The 19,834-nt window shown below is 67.3% G+C and carries 23 protein-coding genes; 4 read left to right on the top strand and 19 right to left on the bottom strand.

What is annotated here, in order from left to right:
• Positions 1 to 3 precede the first annotated feature (3 nt).
• The 6 genes from R3E10_16150 to R3E10_16175 all read right to left on the bottom strand — a co-directional run bounded on the left by R3E10_16150 (position 4) and on the right by R3E10_16175 (position 4,530).
• Positions 4 to 351 (bottom strand): carboxypeptidase-like regulatory domain-containing protein, encoded by a 348-nt coding sequence (locus R3E10_16150; GenBank protein ID MEZ4417288.1) that lies wholly within the window; start codon positions 349 to 351, stop codon positions 4 to 6.
• Positions 352 to 644: 293 nt separating this feature from the next.
• Entirely contained in the window at positions 645 to 1,736 is a 1,092-nt protein-coding gene (locus R3E10_16155) for a serine hydrolase domain-containing protein (protein MEZ4417289.1), read from the bottom strand.
• Between the two features lie 70 nt (positions 1,737 to 1,806).
• The gene (locus R3E10_16160) at positions 1,807 to 2,499 is read right to left on the bottom strand and encodes an NAD(P)H-binding protein (protein ID MEZ4417290.1); all 693 of its coding nucleotides are present in this window, start codon (positions 2,497 to 2,499) and stop codon (positions 1,807 to 1,809) included.
• Between the two features lie 57 nt (positions 2,500 to 2,556).
• Positions 2,557 to 3,096: a GrpB family protein gene (locus R3E10_16165; GenBank protein ID MEZ4417291.1), complete on the bottom strand. Its 540-nt coding sequence runs from the start codon at positions 3,094 to 3,096 to the stop codon at positions 2,557 to 2,559.
• Between the two features lie 31 nt (positions 3,097 to 3,127).
• Positions 3,128 to 4,222 carry an LptF/LptG family permease gene (locus R3E10_16170; protein MEZ4417292.1) on the bottom strand — a complete coding sequence of 365 codons (1,095 nt, stop codon included), beginning with the start codon at positions 4,220 to 4,222 and terminating at the stop codon, positions 3,128 to 3,130.
• Between the two features lie 5 nt (positions 4,223 to 4,227).
• Complete coding sequence (locus R3E10_16175; GenBank protein MEZ4417293.1) at positions 4,228 to 4,530, bottom strand: PadR family transcriptional regulator; 303 nt, start codon at positions 4,528 to 4,530, stop codon at positions 4,228 to 4,230.
• Positions 4,531 to 4,711: 181 nt separating this feature from the next.
• Here R3E10_16175 and R3E10_16180 point away from each other — a divergent pair, with 181 nt between their 5' ends.
• Complete coding sequence (locus R3E10_16180; protein MEZ4417294.1) at positions 4,712 to 6,181, top strand: hypothetical protein; 1,470 nt, start codon at positions 4,712 to 4,714, stop codon at positions 6,179 to 6,181.
• A 54-nt stretch (positions 6,182 to 6,235) separates the two neighbouring features.
• Here R3E10_16180 and R3E10_16185 read toward each other — a convergent pair whose 3' ends face one another.
• A complete protein-coding gene (locus tag R3E10_16185; GenBank protein ID MEZ4417295.1) occupies positions 6,236 to 7,381 on the bottom strand; it encodes a saccharopine dehydrogenase C-terminal domain-containing protein in 1,146 nt (381 codons plus the stop codon).
• Positions 7,382 to 7,550: 169 nt separating this feature from the next.
• On the opposite strand from R3E10_16185, the gene R3E10_16190 reads away from it, so the two are divergent.
• Together R3E10_16190 and R3E10_16195 are read left to right on the top strand one after the other, a co-directional pair.
• Positions 7,551 to 9,671: a serine hydrolase domain-containing protein gene (locus R3E10_16190; GenBank protein MEZ4417296.1), complete on the top strand. Its 2,121-nt coding sequence runs from the start codon at positions 7,551 to 7,553 to the stop codon at positions 9,669 to 9,671.
• A gap of 25 nt (positions 9,672 to 9,696) precedes the next feature.
• A complete protein-coding gene (locus R3E10_16195; protein MEZ4417297.1) occupies positions 9,697 to 10,206 on the top strand; it encodes a DinB family protein in 510 nt (169 codons plus the stop codon).
• Between the two features lie 51 nt (positions 10,207 to 10,257).
• Here R3E10_16195 and gyrA read toward each other — a convergent pair whose 3' ends face one another.
• The 6 genes from gyrA to R3E10_16225 form a co-directional block, all read right to left on the bottom strand.
• Positions 10,258 to 12,771, bottom strand: a complete 2,514-nt coding sequence (gyrA, locus tag R3E10_16200; GenBank protein ID MEZ4417298.1) for a DNA gyrase subunit A — start codon at positions 12,769 to 12,771, stop codon at positions 10,258 to 10,260.
• 166 nt (positions 12,772 to 12,937) lie between these two features.
• A complete protein-coding gene (locus tag R3E10_16205; GenBank protein MEZ4417299.1) occupies positions 12,938 to 13,246 on the bottom strand; it encodes a zf-HC2 domain-containing protein in 309 nt (102 codons plus the stop codon).
• Positions 13,247 to 13,864 carry a sigma-70 family RNA polymerase sigma factor gene (locus R3E10_16210; GenBank protein ID MEZ4417300.1) on the bottom strand — a complete coding sequence of 206 codons (618 nt, stop codon included), beginning with the start codon at positions 13,862 to 13,864 and terminating at the stop codon, positions 13,247 to 13,249.
• Positions 13,865 to 14,016: 152 nt separating this feature from the next.
• On the bottom strand, positions 14,017 to 14,439 hold the full coding sequence (locus tag R3E10_16215; protein MEZ4417301.1) for a hypothetical protein: 423 nt from the start codon (positions 14,437 to 14,439) through the stop codon (positions 14,017 to 14,019).
• 245 nt (positions 14,440 to 14,684) lie between these two features.
• Positions 14,685 to 15,104 carry a hypothetical protein gene (locus tag R3E10_16220; GenBank protein MEZ4417302.1) on the bottom strand — a complete coding sequence of 140 codons (420 nt, stop codon included), beginning with the start codon at positions 15,102 to 15,104 and terminating at the stop codon, positions 14,685 to 14,687.
• Positions 15,089 to 15,793, bottom strand: coding sequence for a CPBP family intramembrane glutamic endopeptidase (locus R3E10_16225; protein ID MEZ4417303.1), 705 nt, complete (start codon positions 15,791 to 15,793; stop codon positions 15,089 to 15,091). The genes R3E10_16220 and R3E10_16225 overlap by 16 nt, the downstream gene beginning before the upstream one ends.
• Positions 15,794 to 15,932: 139 nt before the next feature.
• Here R3E10_16225 and R3E10_16230 point away from each other — a divergent pair, with 139 nt between their 5' ends.
• Positions 15,933 to 16,232, top strand: coding sequence for a hypothetical protein (locus R3E10_16230; GenBank protein ID MEZ4417304.1), 300 nt, complete (start codon positions 15,933 to 15,935; stop codon positions 16,230 to 16,232).
• On the opposite strand, the gene R3E10_16235 is transcribed toward R3E10_16230, so the two are convergent.
• The 6 genes from R3E10_16235 to R3E10_16260 all read right to left on the bottom strand — a co-directional run bounded on the left by R3E10_16235 (position 16,229) and on the right by R3E10_16260 (position 19,777).
• Positions 16,229 to 16,924, bottom strand: coding sequence for a hypothetical protein (locus R3E10_16235; GenBank protein MEZ4417305.1), 696 nt, complete (start codon positions 16,922 to 16,924; stop codon positions 16,229 to 16,231). The genes R3E10_16230 and R3E10_16235 overlap by 4 nt on opposite strands.
• Positions 16,925 to 17,080: 156 nt before the next feature.
• A complete protein-coding gene (locus R3E10_16240) occupies positions 17,081 to 17,293 on the bottom strand; it encodes a hypothetical protein (GenBank protein MEZ4417306.1) in 213 nt (70 codons plus the stop codon).
• A gap of 2 nt (positions 17,294 to 17,295) precedes the next feature.
• On the bottom strand, positions 17,296 to 18,108 hold the full coding sequence (locus R3E10_16245) for a Phenylacetic acid catabolic protein (protein MEZ4417307.1): 813 nt from the start codon (positions 18,106 to 18,108) through the stop codon (positions 17,296 to 17,298).
• The gene (locus R3E10_16250) at positions 18,105 to 18,323 is read right to left on the bottom strand and encodes a hypothetical protein (protein MEZ4417308.1); all 219 of its coding nucleotides are present in this window, start codon (positions 18,321 to 18,323) and stop codon (positions 18,105 to 18,107) included. Before R3E10_16250 ends, R3E10_16245 begins: the two co-directional genes overlap by 4 nt.
• Before the next feature lie 2 nt (positions 18,324 to 18,325).
• Positions 18,326 to 18,748, bottom strand: coding sequence for a metal-sulfur cluster assembly factor (locus R3E10_16255; protein MEZ4417309.1), 423 nt, complete (start codon positions 18,746 to 18,748; stop codon positions 18,326 to 18,328).
• A gap of 57 nt (positions 18,749 to 18,805) precedes the next feature.
• Complete coding sequence (locus R3E10_16260) at positions 18,806 to 19,777, bottom strand: Phenylacetic acid catabolic protein (GenBank protein MEZ4417310.1); 972 nt, start codon at positions 19,775 to 19,777, stop codon at positions 18,806 to 18,808.
• Between the last annotated feature and the right edge of the window lie 57 nt (positions 19,778 to 19,834).

Below are 19,834 nucleotides of genomic sequence, written 5' to 3' on the forward strand. Positions count from 1 at the left end.
GCCCTACCGGATCCCCGTATCGTAGTGGATGGTGACCTCCGTGTAGCTTCCCGCGACGACGGTCACGTCCTGATCGGCAGCCGTGGGGAGCGGGCGCCCGGATTCCGGTCGTAGTGTGTAAGCCCCGGGGCGAAGTCCGACCCTGAAGGTACCGTCCGACCCGGAGCGCACGTTCGTCACGAAGGCTCCCCCCTGCTCGCGAATCTCGATGGTCGCTTGGTGGGGAAGGTCGGGACAGGGATTCGCTTCGGTCTCGACCGGGCACTGGGGGCCGATCAGGACCAGTCCCGCGATCCCTTGTGCCGCGCCGGGGCCGAGGAGGGCATCGGAGTCGCAGGCCGGCAGCATCACGCTGGCGAGCAATCCTAGCAGACAAGTTGTCAGTAACCTTCGCACGATGATCGCGCTCCGTTGGCTCGGCCTTCCGCTGTGGCCGCTACCCATCGAACGCGTGGGGCCTCCCAACCGTGACGCGCCTTCCCTCAGAGAGCGTGGACGGGCTGGACCAGCGCCGTCCGCCATTGGTCAGGCTCCTCACCGGAATCGGGACCCACGACGTACGACTCCCAGGGCGCCCCGTCTGCCCGACGTCCCAGCTCTTCGACCAACGCCGCCAGCCGCGCGTGCGTGGCACCCGGCCTCAGCTACTCCCCCTCCAGCCAACCGTACTCCCACGTCCAAGGCAGGCCCGTTTCTCCAAGCACGGCCCGCACAAGGTCCGGGTAGAGACGCTCGGCCCGGACGTCGTTGGACAGGAGCACCACACAGCGCCGCTCCTGATCGACACACACCACCATGTTGCCCGTCCAGTCGTTGTGGCCGCCCTTGAACCATACATCGCCGCGGTCGGCGTGGAACGTCACCAGACCCAACCCGGCCCCCAGTCCGATCGCGGCGTTGGCGGGGTTGGTCTCCGTGGCAAGCGTGGGGAACTGGTGGGCCGAGGAGATGGGAACCTGCATCCGCATCATCTCCGATCGTGACGCGGCCGTCAGGCCGTCCCCTCGAACCAGCCCGGCCCAGAACCGTGCCTGATCGTCGATCGTGGTATCCATGGAGCCCGCTGCGCTCACGCGCGAGCGTTCGTCATGTGGCTCCGGCGTTCCGTCCGAACCGAAGCCATCGGCCAGGTCGGTCGCCAAGTCGGGGCGCCACTGCATCGATGTGCGCCTCATGTCGAAGCGGTCGTAGATCCGACGTTGCATCTCCTCTCCGACATCCAGCCCCAGCCCTTCCTCCAGCACCAATTGAGCGATGTAGAACCCTTCACCGGAGTAGCCGTAGCGCGTGCCGGGGTCGTGATGGAAGCGGAGCTTCCCATCTTCCTCCAACCAGCGGAAGTTCGCGAACCCTGTTGCATGGGTCAGCAGAATGCGCATGGTCAGTGCCTTCCAGCGGTCATCGCCTGCCAGGTCGCCGTAGTCTTCGTACGCCGGCAGCGGCTGCGGGAGCAGCTCGACGACCGAGGCATCGAGGTCCAGCCGCCCCTCGTCCACCAGCTGCATGACCAGATACGCGAACGCGGTCTTGGTCAGGGACGCGCCGTACATCACGGTCCCGGTCGTCAAGGGGTCACCCGCGGCGTTGCGGATCCCGTAGGCCACCACATGGGCGACCGCCCCGTCGACGATGACGCCGAGTGCCAGCCCTTGCACGTCTTCGCGCTGCATCAAGGCGTGCGCGGCGCTGTCGATCGCGGAGGAGGACGGAAGGTCGCCTGTGTCGCGGTGCGCCATGCAGCTGGTCAATGCCCACGAGGTCGCGAAGCACAGCGCGAGTGCGCGCAGAAGCGAGGACCTGGCGCCACTAGTGCCCTGCCTGGCCGGCATGTGCCAGGGCGGAAGGAGCCCTGCACCCGACGATCGCCGGAGCTTCCTGGACCAACGCGTCATTCGTGAGCGCCTCCACCATGAACAGGGCAAAGTCTACACGTCTAGTACGGTTGCTCTCGAGGATTTGATCTCCGACATGCCGACTCCAGACGGGGAGTCCCTCGCTTTCGCCCTCTTCCAGATCACTCCCCCGCACCACCGTCCAGCGTCGGTCGCTGGTGAAGACTCGCCGGCAGGCTTCCACCTGGTCGTCCAGGTCCGCGAACCGGAGGAGGCGCGCGAACGTGCCGAACAACGCGACCAGGATCCTGTGCTTCCGGGAATATCTGTCTTTTCCATCCCGCGTGATGTGCCAGCCGCACGAGAAGACTAACCGCGCATCCGGCTCGGCGTGGTCCAGGACCGCCTGAGCGGTTCCCGTCGAGTAGCCGTCCACACCCCAGGGGACCAGGACCGTCAGCACGCCTTCACAACCGGCCACCGCGCGTCGGATCATCTCAGGATCGTTGGTCCGGCCGGGCACGATGGTGATGCGGCCGTGGAACTCTTCGAGCTTTTCGACGCTCTGCTCCCGGCAGACGGCCAACACTTGATGACCACGGTCCAACGCGTGTTGCACCATGTACTTCCCGAGTTTTCCCGATGCGCCGATGATGCAGACTCTCATGGACAGCCCTTTGCCACGGCGGGTTCGCGAACGAAGGGCTTCGCTTACCCTCGCCCTCTACCTCGCGTTCATCCCCCGAATGTCAGCCAGCGCGGCCGCGGAAAACCCGGCTCTGGCCAGGAGGGCCAGTAGGAAGTCGGTCTTCCCCGCGGTATAGGCGTCCCGGTCCTCGGCGAAGGTGTCTGCAAGCGCTTTCTTCAACTCACCGTAGGCGCGCGCCTCGGATGAGGAGGCCCGCAGCGCCGCGCGCACCGTAAGGTGGTTCGCCAGTGCCTCACTGTCCGAGGAACAGAGGTACAGGTGGTGACGTGGAGATCCGGGAGGCTCCGCGAACGCCTCCCGGCCAGGGATCCCGAGGTCTCCTTGGTGTCGGTAGCCGAGACCCTCCAGCCGGCGCGTGCACTCGTTGATCAGGGCCGGAACGGCGACCACATCGAGGTCGATGATCGGCTTGGCCGCCAGCCCCGGGACCGCAGTACTCCCCACGTGCTCGATCGTAATTGCCACGTCCGAGACTGCGGGCCAGATGCGAGCCCGCAGGTGTTCGTAGAGCAGGGGCCACTCGGGATCGTAGTCCCTGACTTCTACACGACGCATCCCGACGCCCTGCGAGTGTGGTGGAGTTGGGTCAGCCGCCGATCGCGAGCCTCTCCGCGGCGTGTGCGGGGCCGGGCCGGGCTGGCCGCCAAAGGAGCAGGAGGACGGCGGTCAGGAGCACCAGATTCGGCAGCCACATGGCCACGAACGGGGAGACCATCCCGCGGTCGGCCAGCGACTCGCCGGCGACGAGCGAGAAGTAGTACGCGGTGAACACGATCACGCTGGCGCCGGAGACCAGACGGCCGCCCCCGTCCGGGAAGCGGATCGCGATCGCTGCGGCGGTCAACGCCAGGACCATACAAGCCATGGCGAGAGCGATCTTCTTCTGGATCTCGACCTCAAAGCCCGAGGCACGCACGGCGGCTTCCGGTGTCGGTGCGCTTCGTGCGTTCTCTGCCGCCGCCCGCAACTCGCCGATGGTCATGGTGCGGTCGGTCAGCCTGGGCGGAACACCAGCCAGCTCGGCCGCGAGCCGGGTGTTGGTGCGCGGAACCACCTGCGCGTTGGACACGAAGGTCAGCGTGGCGATGACTGCCGCCGCCCCCAGGACGGGCGCGAGCAGCCGGCGGACGCCGTGCCGCTCTCGGCGCGCGGCCCCCAGAATGCCCTCACGGCCCAGCCGAGTGAACACCCAGGAGACGGCGATGAAGGTCGCCATGGGGATGGTCAGGGCCAACGTGAAGGGGATCACCAATAGCAGCACGCCTAGAATGCTACTGGCCGAGGCTCCGCCGGCGCTGAGTTGCGGCACCAGCCGCACGGCGTGTTGGGCGACCAGGAGTGCCGTCAGCGACAGGAGGGAGACGGCGAAGGGGCGGGCATGGCGGCGGAGCAGCTGCCCGCTGGTGAGATTGGACATCGGTGAACCTCCCGAAGGCATGCCGTCCTCTTCGCGCACAGCGACAAGGGGGGCCGGCGCAGGGGCGGGGGCGGAACTGAGCCCGCTCAACGACAACCGCGCGATGGCGGCGATGGCACCCAGCGCGAAGCGGGTCCGCTCTGCGGGATCGACAATGGAGTGGAGCTCCGCCACCATGCCGCGCGCGAGCTCACGGTGGCGCGGCGGGGAGAACCGAGCGAGACGCTCGACGATGCGCGCGAGCACGAGTGGGAGGCGGTGCATCACGGTTACACTTCGCGGGCCCGCGGAGCACCCACCCACGAGGCCCGCGCGCGCTCCAGCGCCTCGCGCGCCTGGAGGCGACCGGTGGCGGTGAGACGGTACAGCTGACGCGGCGGCTTCCCGGGCAGCTCGGAGTCCTCCCAGCGCGCCTCGAGCCAGCCGTCCTCGGTGAGACGGGCCAGCAGGGGGTAGAGCGTGCCTGACGAGAGGTCCGCGACCTTCATCAACTCGTAGCCGTAGCGCCAGGTCCGGGGCGCCTCCAGGAAGGCCAGCAGCGTACGGGTCGTGGTACGGGTCAGGCGTTGCATGAGCTTATTCTACATATGTCGTACTGCAACCGCAAGGGGCGGCCCACCGGTCCGTCGCTCTATGGGCCCGGATGCGATCCGGCCCGCCTGTGCCCGCTGCGGGTGCGTCTTAGCTGGCGCGGCGACGGGAATTGCGCCCATACTGTTGGGTGGAACACGGTCGCGTGGCCGGATTCCCTGCATGGACAGATCCGGACTGGAGGTGACGCCTTTGCTGCTGCGAAGTGATCTGGACGTCGGTGTGGCCGCCTCGCTAGTGCCATCAAGCAGCCTACGATTGCTGCTCGCGGTAGGTGGCCTGTGGCTAGGTGCTGTCGCGATTGGGTGCAGCGACGCGGATCCCGCGGTGCCCACGCCGACTCCCGATCCGCCCGCTCCCACGACTGGAGCCATCCGCGTCTCCGTTGCGACCGAGGGACAGCGGCTGGATCGTGACGGCTACATGGCTACCGTTGACGGCGGGGCGTCGCAGCCAGTGGCAAGCACGGGGACCGTCACCTTCGAGGGCGTGGAGCCGGGGAGCCATACCGTCGATATCTCCGGCTTCGCTCCGAATTGCCCCGCTCCCGCGGCGAGTTCACAGACGGTTGCCGTCTCGGCAGGCGCCACCGCGGAAGTGTCGTTGGCCGTCGTCTGTGGGTATCTGGCCTACACAGCCAATGTGATTTCTATGGACGTGACCGTTGTGGAGACGGCCACGTTTGGTGTGGTCACGTCGATACCCCTTGCGACCCGCCCGCTTCGGGTCGCCGCGACCCCGGACGGCTCCACGATCTACGTGAGCAACGCACCGGTGCTCACGGCGATCGATACGGAGACGAACGCCATCGTGGGGGAGGTGACTCTAGAGAACCCGATGGCGGTGGTCGTGTCGCCGGACGGCTCGGAGGTATATGTGACCGACTCGATGCGCGACGAGGTGACTGTGGTTGCCACGAGTGACAACACCGTCCTCGCGACGATTGCGGTCGAGGCGGGATCGCACACCGAGGCGCCCGTGTTCAGCGCTGGGGGGGCATTCGCCTATATCGCCAATCGGAGCGCGAACACCATCACCGTGATCGATACGGATACACATTCCGTCGTTGAACACATAGCGGTTGGCGCTTCGCCAAGCTGGTTGACGCCAGCCCCCGATGGCTCCCGTCTTTATTCGGTCAACGCGGGTAGTCTTTCGATCGTCGACCTGGGAACCAACGCGGTGGTCGGCACGGTGCCACTTGGGCCCGCACCGGCCGGGGAGGCTGTCGTGACCCTCGACGGTGCAAGCGTCTACGTCCTCGATCTCGTCCTGGAAGAGGTCTGGGTGATCGAGACCGCGAGCTTCGGCGTCGTCGCAAAGATTCCCGTAGGAGCCGGGGCTCTCAGAATGGCGCTCAGTCCAAGTGGAGAGCACATCTACCTGGTCGATCGGGTGAACCAAGAAGTCACTGTGATCGACACCACCACACGAGTGGTGATCGAGAACGTCAGTCTCGCCGCAACCCCTGCGACGGTCACCTTCACCGAAGATGGAGCGCTCGCCCTCACCGCCAACTTCGCGAGCAACAGCGTCTCGGTGCTGAACGCGTTCGACCACTCATTGGCGGCAGCCGTACCCGTTGGAGAGGGCCCGGTATGGCTCGCGATCACACCGACGAGCAGCCCGTAGCTCGCCTCCTCCACCCCAGCCCAAGGACGACGTGCCTACGTAGGCTGCTGACCCTCACAGCTCTAACCGCTTCACCTCGATGCCGCTGCGCTTCAGCTCCGCCAGATACGCGTCCGCCGGCATGGCCTCGTCCGGCGTGCAGACGCCCATCCGCTCCACGCGCCCATCCGCCTGCATCAGCGCGGTGATGGCCAGCGAATACCCGGTGCTCCGCATCATGGCGGTCACGCCGTGCTCGGCGTCGTAGTAGTCGATCAGCTCGTAGCGTACGCCGGCGGCCTTTCCATTGCGGGTGCCCCGCACGTCCACGCGCAGCACCACCAGGTCGTCCCCCTCCGGGTTCTGCAGATGCGGCGACACCGCGGCAATGAATGAGCGCCGGGGCACCACCTGCTGGCCGTCCACGTCGATCGGCTCTTCGTCGAACAGGCCGATGTCGCGCATGGCCCGCATCAGGTAGGTGTTCCCGGGATAGCGCAGCGTCTTGTAGACCATGCGGTCCACCTGCCCCTGGTACCGATAGGGCATCAGGGAGATGCCGCCCGCGGTGTTGAAGGCCTCCAGGTCGCCCAGTCCCTCGAACGTCAGGGTCTCGAGGTCCCCCAGCGGCTCCACCTCCGTGACTTTCCCTCCCGCGAGCACCAGAACCGGGGTGGTGGCGTAGTCGATGACGCCCTCCAGCGAGAAGACCACCTGGTAGTTGAGGGGGGGCTTGGGGTGTTGGGGCAGCCCGCCCACGAACAGCTCCACCGAGGTGGTCTGGTCCAGGCTGTCCATCCCGTCCTGGGCCAGGATGTTGACCATCCCGGGCGCCAGACCGCAGTCGGGAATCACCGACAGGCCCGCCGCCTGGGCGGCCTGGTCCAACTCCCGCTGCTGCAACACGATGGCGGTATTGCCCCCCAGGTCGCAGAAGTGGCAGCCCGACTCGAGGGCCAGCTCGGTCATGGGCGCGTTGAAATAGTAGGGCAGCGCACAGAGAACGCCGTCCACACCCCCCATCAGGGCCTGAACGGCGGGCTCGTCCTTGGCGTTCAGGGCCCGTAGCTCCAGGCGCTTTCCGATGTATGGCTTCAGAAAAGGCTTGGGATGGTCCACTCGCTGGTCGGCCAGAATGACACCCTCGACCTCCGGGCGCCTCAGCAGGTCGAACGCCGCCGCCGAGCCCTGCGCGCCGGCTCCCAACACCAGGAATTTCATGAACGTGCTCCGAAAACTGCGTTTGTTGTGTCCCGAAAACCGCGTTTTCAGGCCAGATCTGGAAAGATCGACGAACAGCCGGGGGGGGAGCAACTCCGGTGCCCGGGGCGAAGCCGGACCCGCCCGTGGTAGATTCCCGGGTCCAATCCACCGAGCCGGAGGCCCGACCATGAAGCCGTCGCCCGTCCCGCGTCCGACCCGCAGCCGCCTCCCTGGGATCGCCTCCCTCGCCGCCGCCCTGGGTCTCGCCGGCCTCCTGCTGGCCCCCGTCTCCGCCCAGGCCCAGACCCCCCTCCGCCAGGGGCAGACCGTCGCGGGGACCCTCTCCCGCGGAGACACGGCCCGCTATACGGTCGAGGTGGGCGAGGACTTCTACGTCCTGGGCCAGGTGGACCAGGTCTCGGTGGACGTGGTGGTGCGCGTGCTCAACTCCGAAGGCCGCCAGATCGGGCGGTTCGACGGACCGGGCCGGGGGCCCAGCCGGTTTGCCGGGACGCCGGACGACCCAGGCACCTACACGATCCAGCTCATCCGGGACGATGACGAGGACGAGCGCGCCACCTGGGCTCCCAAGGACGGGTGGACGGCCGCCAGCGGTGCGGAGTCGGGCGAATACCGGCTCACGCTTCTCAGGGTGGAGCGACTGTCCTCCGATCCCAAGAAGCGGGTGGACCAGTACATGGCCCGCTACGACGGCGCCGGCCAACCGGGCGGGGCCGTACAGGTGTGGCGGGACGGTCGGACCTTGTTCTCCAAAGCGTACGGCATGGCCAACCTGGCCTACGATGTCCCCTTCCGTACCGACACCCGCACCAACATCGGCTCCACCACCAAACAGTTCACCGCCTTCGCCATCATGCTCCAGGCGGAACGCGGCCGGCTGTCCCTGGACGACGACATCCGCAAGCACGTTCCCGAGCTTCCGGAGTTCGATCACACGATCACGGTACGCCACATCATCACGCACACGTCCGGCCTTCGTGAATTCCTGAACCTGTTGGTGCTGGGAGGACGCCGGCTGGACCGTGGAGACTGGATCGACCGCTCGGAGCTGATCGAGATCGTCCAGCGCCAGCCCGCGCTGCAGAACGTGCCCGGCGCGGAATGGAACTACAACAACACCGCGTACGGTCTGGCCGCGCTCATCGTGGAGCGGACCAGCGGCCAGTCGTTTCCGGAGTTCATGCAGGAGAACGTGTTCGGACCCCTCGGCATGACCCGCACCATGGTCCGCCCCTCCGTGCACCATATCGTGCCGGACATGTCCGAAGGGTACGCACCGGGGCCGGACGGGTGGCTGCAACTGGGCGACCTGGGAGGCGCGGTGGGCGCGGGCGGTATCTACACCACCGTCGGCGATCTCCAGAAGTGGGTCCAGAACTATGCCAACCCGCGGGTGGGCAGCCGGAAGATCTTCGATGAGATGATGACGTCGTTCGTGCTGAACGACGGCAAGGAGACCGGCTACGGCTATGGCCTCTTCATCGACGAACAGCGCGGGCTCAAGCGCATCCATCACGGCGGAGCCGATGTTTCCCATCGCTCCATGCTCGCCTATTACCCGGAGATCAACGCCGGCATCACGGTCCAGGGCAACGGCGCGGACTTCCAGAGCGGCATCGCCTTCGAGCTGGCCGAGGCGTTCTTCGGCGACGCCATGGAGCCGGAGGAGAAGAAGGGGATTGTGGCGGACGATGACGTCGACGCCTTCGACCCCGCGGACTACGACGCCGCGGCGTTCGACGAGCTGGCGGGCCGCTACGCGCTGGATGCCAGGCCCAGCTTCGTGCTCACCTTCACGCGCGACGGCGAGACGTTCTACACCCAGGCCACGGGGCAGTCTCGTCTTGAGATCCGTCCCACGTCCGCCTCGACGTTCCAGCTCACCGCCGTCGAGGCTTCGGTGACCTTCCTACGGAGCGACGATGGCGCGGTCACCGGTGTGAATCTCGATCAGGGCGGTCAGACCCAGCATGCCACGCGGCTGGAGGACGAGGCTCCTGCCAAGTGGGAGCCGGACGCCAAGGCGCTGCAGGCGTTCACCGGCCGGTATTTCAGCGAGGAGCTGGAGGCCTTCTACACGATCGGCGTCGAGGAAGGCGCGGAGGGGCCCGCGTTGGTGGTGCACCACCGACGGTTGGACGACACCACCCTCACTCCCGCTGAGCAGGACCAGTTCAGCGGCGACGGCGTGAGCTTCGCGTTCGAGCGAGACCGCAACGGCGTGGTGATCGGATTCTACGTGGCCAACGGACGCACGCGGGACGTGCGCTTCGAACGCGTCCGCTAGCGGGATTCGAGTCGGAGGGGAGCGCGTGCACATCACCACCATCGAGGACTTCCTCGACTATTTCGAGCGGGTGCGGGAGCGCACGCGCCGGGTGGCCGCGCTCGCGCCCCCCGACCGCCTGGAGTGGCGGCCGCGCGAGGACCGCTTCAGCCTCGGTGACCTGATCCGTCACATCGGCGCCACCGAGCGCTGGATGTGGGCGGAGAACGTGTGCGGGCGCCCCAGCCGCTACCCCGGCTGTGGGATCGAGCTGGCGTCCGGCTACGACGCGGTCCTCGCCTACCTGGACGCCATGCACGCGGAAGCGACGACGATCTTCGGGTCGCTCACCGCAGAGGACCTGCAGCGACGCGTTCCCACACCGGGGGGCGTGCAGCTCACGGCCTGGAAGTGGCTGCGCGCCATGGTGGAGCACGAGATCCACCACCGCGGCCAGATCTACGAACGCCTCGCCGATCTCGGCGTCGCGGCCCCCCCGCTCTACGGGCTCACCGAGCCCCAGGTGTTGGCCAACAGCGAGCCGCGCCGGCACTGAGCTCCCTCGACGTGCGTGGGCGCCGCTGGAGCTCGCGCAGCTGCGGCCCCACTATCCCAACAGGTCGAGCTGCCCCTCTCCCCCGCCGCGCCCTCCCGCCCGGGCCGGCTGGCCACTTCCGCCTTCGCCGCTGCTCTCGGTGCGCGTCACTTCCACCACCCGGTCCCCCCGGCCCAGCTCCACCAACCGACTGCCCTTGGTGCGCCGGCCCTGCTCGGGCACGTCCTCGCCCACGAGGCGGAACACCTTCCCGCCCGCCGTCACCACCATGACTTCGTCCTCGGGCAGCATCTCCAGCGCGGCCACCAGGGGCACCTTCACGTCCGAGGGCACCACCATGGTGCCCATCCCACCACGACCCTGCAGCGGGAAGTCGTCCAGCGGGGTGCGCTTGCCCATCCCATCCGCGCCCATGGTCAGGATGGACGCTTCGCGGCGCACCAGGATCATCCCCACCACACCGTCGCCCTTCCCCACCGCCACGCCTTTCACCCCCTGCGCCGTCCGTCCGAACACGGAGACCTCGTCTTCGGAGAAGCGGATGGCCCGGCCCTGGGCGGTGAGCAACATGATCTCGGCGCCGCCGTCCGAGATGCCCACGTCCAGCACGCGGTCGCCCTTCTTCACGCCCATGGCAATGACGCCGCCCGCGCGCGGATTGGAGAACTCGCTCAGGTGGGTGCGCTTGATGAGCCCTCCGTGCGTCACGAACACCAGGTGGCGCTCCGCCGCCAGGTCCTCGATGGACACCGCCGCGACGATGCGCTCCTTCCGGTCCACCCCCAGCAGTCCGTAGATGCTCTGACCGCGTGACGCGCGCGCGGATTCGGGAACGTCCTGCACGGGCAGGAAGTGCGCTTGTCCTCCCTCCGTGAAGGCCAGCACCCACCCGGAGGTGCGCGCCACGAACACCTTCTCGAGGAAGTCCTCCTCGTACTTGTCCATCCCGGCCAGCGCCTTGCCACTCTTCACGCGCCGTCGATAGAGCCCCATGGGGATGCGCTTGATGTACCCTTCGTGGCTGATGGTGACGACGACGTCCTCTTCAGCCACGAGGTCCTCCACCACGGAGGCCACGTCCTCCTTGGGAGCTTCGTCGGTGATCACCGTGCGGCGCTCGTCGCCGAAGCGCTCGACGATGGCGTCGAGCTCTTCCAGCATCACCTCCACCTGCTTGGCCTCGCTCTTCAGGATGGCACGCAGACGGGCGATCTCGGCCTTGAGGGCCTTGAGGCGCTCCTGCAGCTCCTTCTTCTGCAGCTTGGTCAGTCGAGCCAACCGCATGTCCAGGATGGCTTCGGCCTGCACTTCGGAGAGACCGAGGGCATCCTGCAACTTCTCGCTGGCCTCGGGTCGGTCCGCGGAGCTGCGGATGATCTTGATCACCTTGTCGATCTGGTCCAGCGCTATCAGCAGACCTTCGGTGATATGCTTGTCCGCCTCGGCCTTCTCCAGCAGAAACTGTGAGCGCCGCCGGATGACCTCCACGCGGTGATCGCGGTAGCGCTCGAGGATCTCGAGCAGATTGAGCTCGCGGGGCTGGCCGTGGTCGAGCGCCAGCAGGATAGCGCCGAACGTGCTTTGCAGGGACGTCTTCCGGTACAACGTCTTGAGCACGCGACCGGGATCGCCCTTGCGCTTTAGCTCCACCACCACGCGCATCCCGTCGCGGTCGGATTCGTCGCGTAGATCGGCCACGTCATCCGAGAGCGTCTGACGGGCCACGTCCGCGATCTGCTCCACCAGCCGGCTCTTGGTCACGCCATAGGGCAGCTCGGTGATGACGAGCTGCTCCTTCCCTGCGCGCAAGGACTCCTTCACCACGCGTCCTCGTACCGTCATGCGCCCCCGGCCGGTGGCATACATGTCGCGGATGCCCTCCCGGCCCACGATGATGCCGCCGGTGGGGAAGTCCGGACCGGGCACCACCTTCATGAGCTGCTGCACGGTGGGCTCGGCGTCTCCGCAGATCAGGTGCACCGCCTTGGCGATCTCTCGGAGGTTGTGCGGCGGCACATTGGTGCTCATGCCCACTGCGATGCCCGAGCTGCCGTTGACCAGCAGGTTGGGGATCTTGGCCGGCAGCACCGTGGGCTCTTCCAGCCGGTCGTCGTAGTTGGGTTGGAAGGCGACGGTCTCCTTTTCGATGTCGGCCAACAGCTCCACGGCCACTTCGTCCAGCCGAGCCTCGGTGTAACGGTAGGCCGCCGCCGAGTCGCCATCCACCGAGCCGAAGTTCCCCTGTCCGTCGATCAGTGGATAGCGCAGCGAGAAGTCCTGCACCATGCGCACCAGCGCGTCATAGACGGCCGTGTCGCCATGCGGGTGGAACTTGCCCAGCACCTCACCGACGACCGTCGCGGACTTCTTGTGGGGGCGGTCGGGTCGGAGACCCAGCTCGTGCATGGCGTAGAGGATACGCCGGTGCACGGGCTTCAATCCGTCGCGCACATCTGGCAGCGCACGCTGCACGATGACGCTCATCGAGTAGTCCAGGAATGCCTCCCGGATCTCCTCCTCGATGAGTCGGGGAAGAATGCGCTCGCGACGTGCTGCTGCCGACATGGAAAGCTCCTACGAAGACGACCGGAATCGGGTGGCCCATCTTCGAAGAATGGCCGGGACGCCGCAAGACGATCGTCGGCCGGAAACGCCTGACGCACGGGCGCGGCCGCGCTGCTTCAGAGGATTGTGGGCGTGGCCGGTCGGTCACGCCGCGTGGGAGGGCCGGCTACTCGGGTATCTCGCCAGTCTCCGCCTCGTCCAGCACGGCCAGAACGCGGTCCTGCAGTCCCTCCGGAAGTGGCTCGCCGGCCGCGGAGGCGGACTCCACGGCCCGGAGGAAGGCCTGCTCGAAATCGGCCCTGGTCGCACAATGCGCGCAGACGTCCAGATGATCCCGCACGCGCTGCGCGGTCTGCTCGTCCAACTCTTCGTCGAGATACTCGAAGAGCCGCTCGGCCATCTCGCCACAGGTCATGGGGCGCTCACGGCCGTGATCCCGGCCGAACATGGCACGCCAAAGGTCCCTGAAGCCCATTCATGCCTCCTTGGTCGCGGAGGGCGGGATGTATCCCATCTCCACCGCGTAGGCGTAGAGCTTCTCCTGAAGCTGTCTGCGCCCACGAAACAGACGGCTCTTCACCGTCCCCACCGGAACGCCCATGACTTCGGCGATCTCGCCGTAGCTCATGCCCTGCACGTCGGACAACACCACGGCCGTTCGGTATTCCTCCTGAAGCTCGTCGATCGCCTCCATGACGGATGCGTCCACGAACGAGGCGAAGAACGCGCCCTCCGGATCGCGGTCCTGGGAGGCGGCGAACACCGGATTCTCCCGGGACAGATCGTCCGGCGAGCGATCCGTGCTCTCCTCCAGGATCTCGTCATGTCGCTTGGATCGCTCCCGGCTCCGCAGGAACACGTTCCGGCAGATGGTGAAGAGCCAGCTCTTCACCTTGGTTCCCAGCGTGTACTGGTCCCAAGCCCGGAAGCCCCGCAGATAGGTCTCCTGTACGAGGTCTTCGGCGGCTGCCGCGGAGCCCTCCAGGCGAAGCGCGAACCGGTAGACCGCATCCAGGTGGGGCAACGCTTCCCGCTCGAACGCGGCCCGGCGCTCCGCGTCGGTAGGTGGCGGGTTGGAGGTGGGGTCGTTCACGGTTGCCCGGTGTGCGGGGTCAGGAGGTCACCCGCAGTCGAAACCCCGGAGAGGGGCGATTGGTGCCGGGGGAAGGTGCTGGGCCGCCGGAGCGCTGCGGTCCCCCGCACGGGCGTTCCCGGGAGGAAACGCTCAGGGTCGGACGGAGTGGCTCAGTCCGGGAACTGGAACGTGCGCGCGGTTTCCTCGTCGGGCCGGTGACCCGTCACCAGCTCGATCATCGCCTCCATGTGGCCCCGGATCTCGCTGATACGGGAGAGCACCGCGAAGGAGTGCGCGAACTCGAAGTAGGCATCGACGGCGCCTTCGTCTCCGGGATGGCTCTGCACCACCACGGACTTCATCTCGGCCTCCAGGCACTCGACGATCGTGCGCACCGCGACCTCGACGTTCCGCAACTCCACGAGCGTCTGTAGAGAAAGGTCGCCCGTCAGGCGGGGAAGCAGCGTCTCCACCTGGAAGCGCCCCTCGAGCGACGGCTCTATGGAACACGGCACCGCGCCCTCGATGCCGAGCACGGCCGTGGCTCCATGACGCAGGGCCTGCGTCTCCTCGTAGTTGCAGCGCAGAATCACGTTTCCGACTCCCCCGGTCCCTCCATCAATACCGAAGCGTGCCCAGGTTTGTTTCTGCAAGCGATGGGCCCCTGCCGTGATCGCGAAAACACGTCGCGGGGCCGGACGCGCCGCGCGGGAGCCGCAGGCGCAAGCCTCTTTGCATCATCCACTTAGCGGACTGCGGCGTCGGCGCCGTGGCGACGGCGCGGCGCCCCGCCCGCTCTGGCGTTCTGCGGGCGTTGTCGCGCCTCCACGACGACCGCTCAGGCCTGCGCAGCACGTGCGCGCCCCCCCAGTGCCACCAGAAGCGGCACCGACACCAGGGGCCGGCCATCCATGAACACGTCGAACGTGTAGGAACCAGCCGATTTGAAGACGAGACCGTCCAGGTTGATGATGTGCGGCAGTCGCACGATGCCACCGATCTCGGGCGATCCGGGTCCGACGTTGAGCTGCCCATTGATCGTGAAGACCTCCTCGGCCTTGGGACCGCGCAAGGTCAACCGCACGTCGTGCGCGCCCACGTCCGCCAGCCCGCCCTGGAATCGCAACACCAGACTGATGCGCGGATGCTGGATGGGAAAGCCCTGCACCTCCAGTCGATCGAAGACCCCCAGGATGTTGAGCTTCCCGGCGGCGTCGATGGTGGCGGCGTCCGCCAGCAACGCTAGGTCGATCTCCATTCCGCTTCCGCGTTCTCCGGCGGCGGCTCCTCGATCCAACGAGAACCGAGAACCAACCCGCCGATCCAATCGATGAAGGTGTGGGCGAGAATGGCTGGCCACAGGCCCCAACCCAGCAGCACGGGGAGGGTCAGCCCGCCGCCCAGCACCGCCGCCCGCACCCGTCCGAAGGTCCCCTGGTACGCATGGACCCAGCCGAACGCCAGGGCCGTCACCACGGTGGCCAGCGCCAACGACCCCGTCCAGGCACTCACAAGCAGAAGGGCGAAGCCACGATAGGCGATCTCCTCCCCCACTCCGGCCATGATGGAGAGAGCGGCGAAGACGCCCTTCTCAGCGCCACTCCTTGGCATGAGGGCCTGGACATACGCGCTCTCCGCGCGCCCGGAGCGGACCCTCCAGCGGTCGAAGGCTTCCAGCACCAGGATCGCGACTCCCGTGAGCACCAGGGCGCGACCCACCGTGAGCGACCATCCCGCCACCGGTGCCAGGCCCAAGCCTGCGAGCCCCCAGCGCCGTTCGCCGAGCCACAGGCCCAGAGCTCCGATGGCCCCGATGGCGACCATGGACTCCAGGTACGCCGGAATGCGACGCAGCACGGAGGGATCCAGATGTCGGAGCTGGCGGCTGGAGCCGAGGGGCAACAGGAGCAGCAGCAAAGCCAGCGCCGCGATCTCGAGCAGAATCATGGAGCCTCAGCGTCCCCGTCGGGCTGCGACCAGCAGGCGCGTGCCGGGCAGCGACGGATCGTACGCGTTGACCTCGGCCTCGCCGGCCTCCAGACTTGGGGCCGCATGCACGGACCCTGCAACACCTGAGGTCGCTGGAATGGCACGTTTCCGGGTGATCGACGCTTTCGCGGCACCGCACGGGGGATCGATTCTCCGCCTACGCCTCACGGAAGGCGAAGCCCCCTCGCTCCGGAGCCTCAAAGGTGCCACCCTCACCGCCAAGAGCCCGGATGGCGCGCAGGCGCGTCGTGTACGCGTGGACGGGTTTGCGGTCGCCGGAGGCAAGCCCTCGGACAAACGCTTCAAGGCCACCGGGCGTGTGGACCTGCACGTCAAGGACGCCGACGGCGGCCAGGGCGAGCCGATCTGGCTCAAGTGGCAGGTGGAAGGCCCCTAGCCGACCTCTTCCTCGGCGTTCTCACGCAGTCCCGGCGGTGGACGGTCGAACGTCTGCTCGAACCAGTCCTTGAACTCCTCCAGTCCGTTCGGGTGCGCCGCCACCCACGCCTCCCGTTCCGGCTCGAACTCGGTGGGCCGTGCAGTGAACAGGAAGGCGTCGAGGTATCCGTTCTCGGTGGAATAGACCAGCTCGTCCAGCGGCGCGTAGGGCGTGGTCTCGTACACCGAGCGGCCGTAGAGCCACGCATCGGAGACGCGTTTCACGATGGCCCGTTCCAACTCGTATCCCGTCTTCCCCTCACCCTCCGGTAGCCATTTCTCCAGCTCGCCGCGCCGTTCCATCAGGTGGAAATGCGCGTAGAGCTGGTAGGGGAGCGAGATGTCCGGCACTCCGCCCTCGTACGCGACCCGGACGGAGTCGTCGGAGACGATCTCCAGATGATCCCAGGGAAGGGCGGGCTGCAGGGCGGTGGTGCTGATCACCAGGAAGGACGGATCCTGGTCGATGTTGAGGTTCTGGGCCCGCACCCAGGTGTCGATCTCCTGCATGCGCTCCGCATCCGCGGCGATGCGGGCCCCCGAGTGGACGATGATCGGGCGGGGGGTCGGGATCTCGACCGTGGCGGTCCCGCAGGCGGCGGAGCCGAGGGCAACCAGGGCGACGAGCGATCGGACGATGTGTCGAACCATGACGTTCGGTCCTTGCTGCAGGCGGGTGGCGCTGGGCACCGCGGGTGATCGGTTAAGACCGCCCAGCATGGCTGGAGTTCCGGTAGCCGCGCCAGCCCCCCGGCCCGCCCCTCCCCCCGGAAGCCGCCACCCGGCACCGGCGGGAGGATCAGGCCCTCAGCAGCCGTCGCGCTCGCATCCCGGTCTGGAGTATCCGCCCGCCGCGCTCGTCCATTTCATGACCTCGAACGGCGAGCGACAGGTCCGGCACCAATAGGTGGAGACCGAGAGCTGCGATCCGAAGGCGCTGAACAACTCGGTTTCCGTCCCCTCGCAGAAGGGGCAGGGCGGCGAGGCCGGGAGGCCCGGAGGCGTGACCTGCTCGATCATGGCTACTCGACGAACAGGTCCCGGTTGCGGTCTCCGCGCGCCCGCTCCAGGGAGTCGTCCTGGGGGCCGCCCGGGCCACGACCGCGGCCGGCGTCCCACCCGCTGGCATCCGGCGTCACGGACGCCAGGTCGATGTGGAGCCCCTCGAGCAGGGGACCGATCGCCTCCGCATAACGCGTCATGCGGGTCTCGTGCCCTCCCGTGAGTCCGCTGGCCGCCAGCTCCCGGGTCAACGCGTCGTCGGATGCCAGCCACGCCAGCGTGCGCGGCAACACCCGCAGCGACTCCCTCCTCAACTCGGCACGCGCCTCCTCGGTGCCGCGGGCCAGGCGCCGGAACCATGCCTGACCGAAGTCGCGGTGGAGATCCTCCTCCGCGAGCATCTTGGGGACGCGTCCCCTGGCCAACTCGAACGTGCCCTCCCCGAAATCGGCCAGGCGCAGCGTGATGGCCGCGTCCACCAGGGCCGAGAGGGCCACCAGCCCGGCCCAACTCTCGGGCTGGGAGTCCAGGGCGTCGACGTTGGCATACTCTGCATCCGCGCGGTCGTGCTCCACGGCCACCGGATCGTGTCCGAGCTCCTTGAGCATCGCGTACAGGAGCCGCGCGTGACCCCACTCGTCCTGGGCCATCGACGAGCAAGCGATCCCGGTTTCGATCGAGGGCGACCCCAGCAGCCAGTCGGAGTAGCGGATCCCCATCAGGCGTTTGGAGTCGGCCAGCGTGAGGATCAAGCGCTCCAGCGCCGGGACGGCCCCTTCAGCGACCCCCAGCGTGGCCGCCACCTCGGCCGCGGTCGCACTGCGCGCGCTCATTGCCCACCTCCCGTGCTCAACGCGGCCTCGGGACGATTGACCGGCAGAATCGAGGCGCGTGGTACGATGCACATCTCGAACCAGTTCTCCTCGTCGTAGGTCTTCCACGCATACACGCGGGCCAACTCGTCATCGAAGGCGTCCACATACCCGATGTGACGCAGCGGCTCGCCGCGCGTCTTGCGCGCGAACACGTCGTATACGGTTTCTTTCACGGTCAGACCACTCCCAACGACCGGAGCTTCTTCCGGCCTCGTTCGCTGATGCGGTCCCGGGTCCACGGCGGTTCCCAGACCTCGTCCAATTCCACCGCACGAATCCAGGGCTCGCGCGTCAGCCGATCCGTGATGTCCTCGCGGATGAACTCCATGCACGGGCACCCCGTGGCGGTATAGGTCAGGCGGACGTGCGCCACGTCGCCCTCCATGCGCACCCCGTAGATCAGACCGAGATCCACCAGACCGATCGGGATCTCGGGGTCCAACACTTCATCCAGCACACGCCACAACTCCCGCTCGGGGTCGGCGGGCGCCTCCGCAAGCGGTGCCGTCCACTGGTCACGTCCCCCGGAAGCGTGCGACTGCACGTGCGCGGGAATGGCCGCGGTCGGCACGCGCAGGACGGGCAACTCCACCGTCATGGCAACCGCTCCCTCCGAGCGACCTGTAGCAAAGGCGAAGACGTCACGCTCCTGCTCCTAGGCCGCGCGGGTCCCGTTCAGCCACTTGCCCACCTGCGTGCGCGAGCGCCGCACCGACTCCACGTAGATCTCGTTCATGGGACCGCGCTCCTTCCAACGCTCGAAGACGGCGTCCCAGGAGATCTGACCGCCCTCGAAATCCCAGTGCTTGGCCTGCGCGTCGTACTGGCAGGGGAAGGGGAAGTCCATCACGTAGCGCTCGCTGGCCTCGTCGTAATGGGCCGGCACCTTCAAGCCCAGCGACTCGGCCAGAGGCACGGTGGCGGACATCCAGACCTGACGCAGCTGATCGTTGGTCAGCCCCTTGAGCTTGTACTCGAGCTGTCCCGAGTGACGCTTCATGTCGTCCGGAAGTCCGAACCACTCCAGGGTCATGGGGAACATCCAGTCCACCGCACGCTGCAGGACCTCGCGGGCCTCACCACCGGCTTTGGCCAGGCGGCGCATCCACACCTCTCCGTGGCGGAGGTGGAAGGTCTCCTCCATGTCCACCTTGACCAGCGCGCGCTTGAGGGGCCCGAAGGACGTGTTTCGGTAGACGTCGGACAGCAGCGTGATGCCGGCCCGGTCGAAGAAGCCGTTGGCGACCACCAGCTCGCCCCAGTTGTCGAGCGGCTGATCGAAGCCGTAGGGATGCTTGAACTCGTGCGGCTCCCGGCCGTAGACGAGCTGCTCCTTGGAGACCCCCAGGTCCTCGAGCAGGCGATAGGCGATGTTGGCGTGGGCCAGCTCGTCCTGGATGATCGCGTGGGCGCTCACCTGGGTGTTGGCCGAGGGCGCGTAGCGGGCTGCCATCCAGTAGGAGGGCGCGCTCATCAGCTCCGTGTCGGCCTGCACCGTGAGCTGCACGATGAGCGCCTTTCGGTAGCCGGGTGTCATGTCAGCCAGGGACTCGACAATGAAACCGTCGGCCACCCGGGCCTTCATCTCGTCCTCGGCGCGGATCTCGTCTGGCGTCAGCTTCGCCATACAGGGGCCCCTCCGGAAATTCGTTCGAACGATCGTTCCAAGACCCTGAAGATAGAC

This window comes from Gemmatimonadota bacterium (assembly GCA_041390105.1).
Taxonomy (GTDB): domain Bacteria; phylum Gemmatimonadota; class Gemmatimonadetes; order Longimicrobiales; family Gaopeijiaceae; genus JAGQIF01.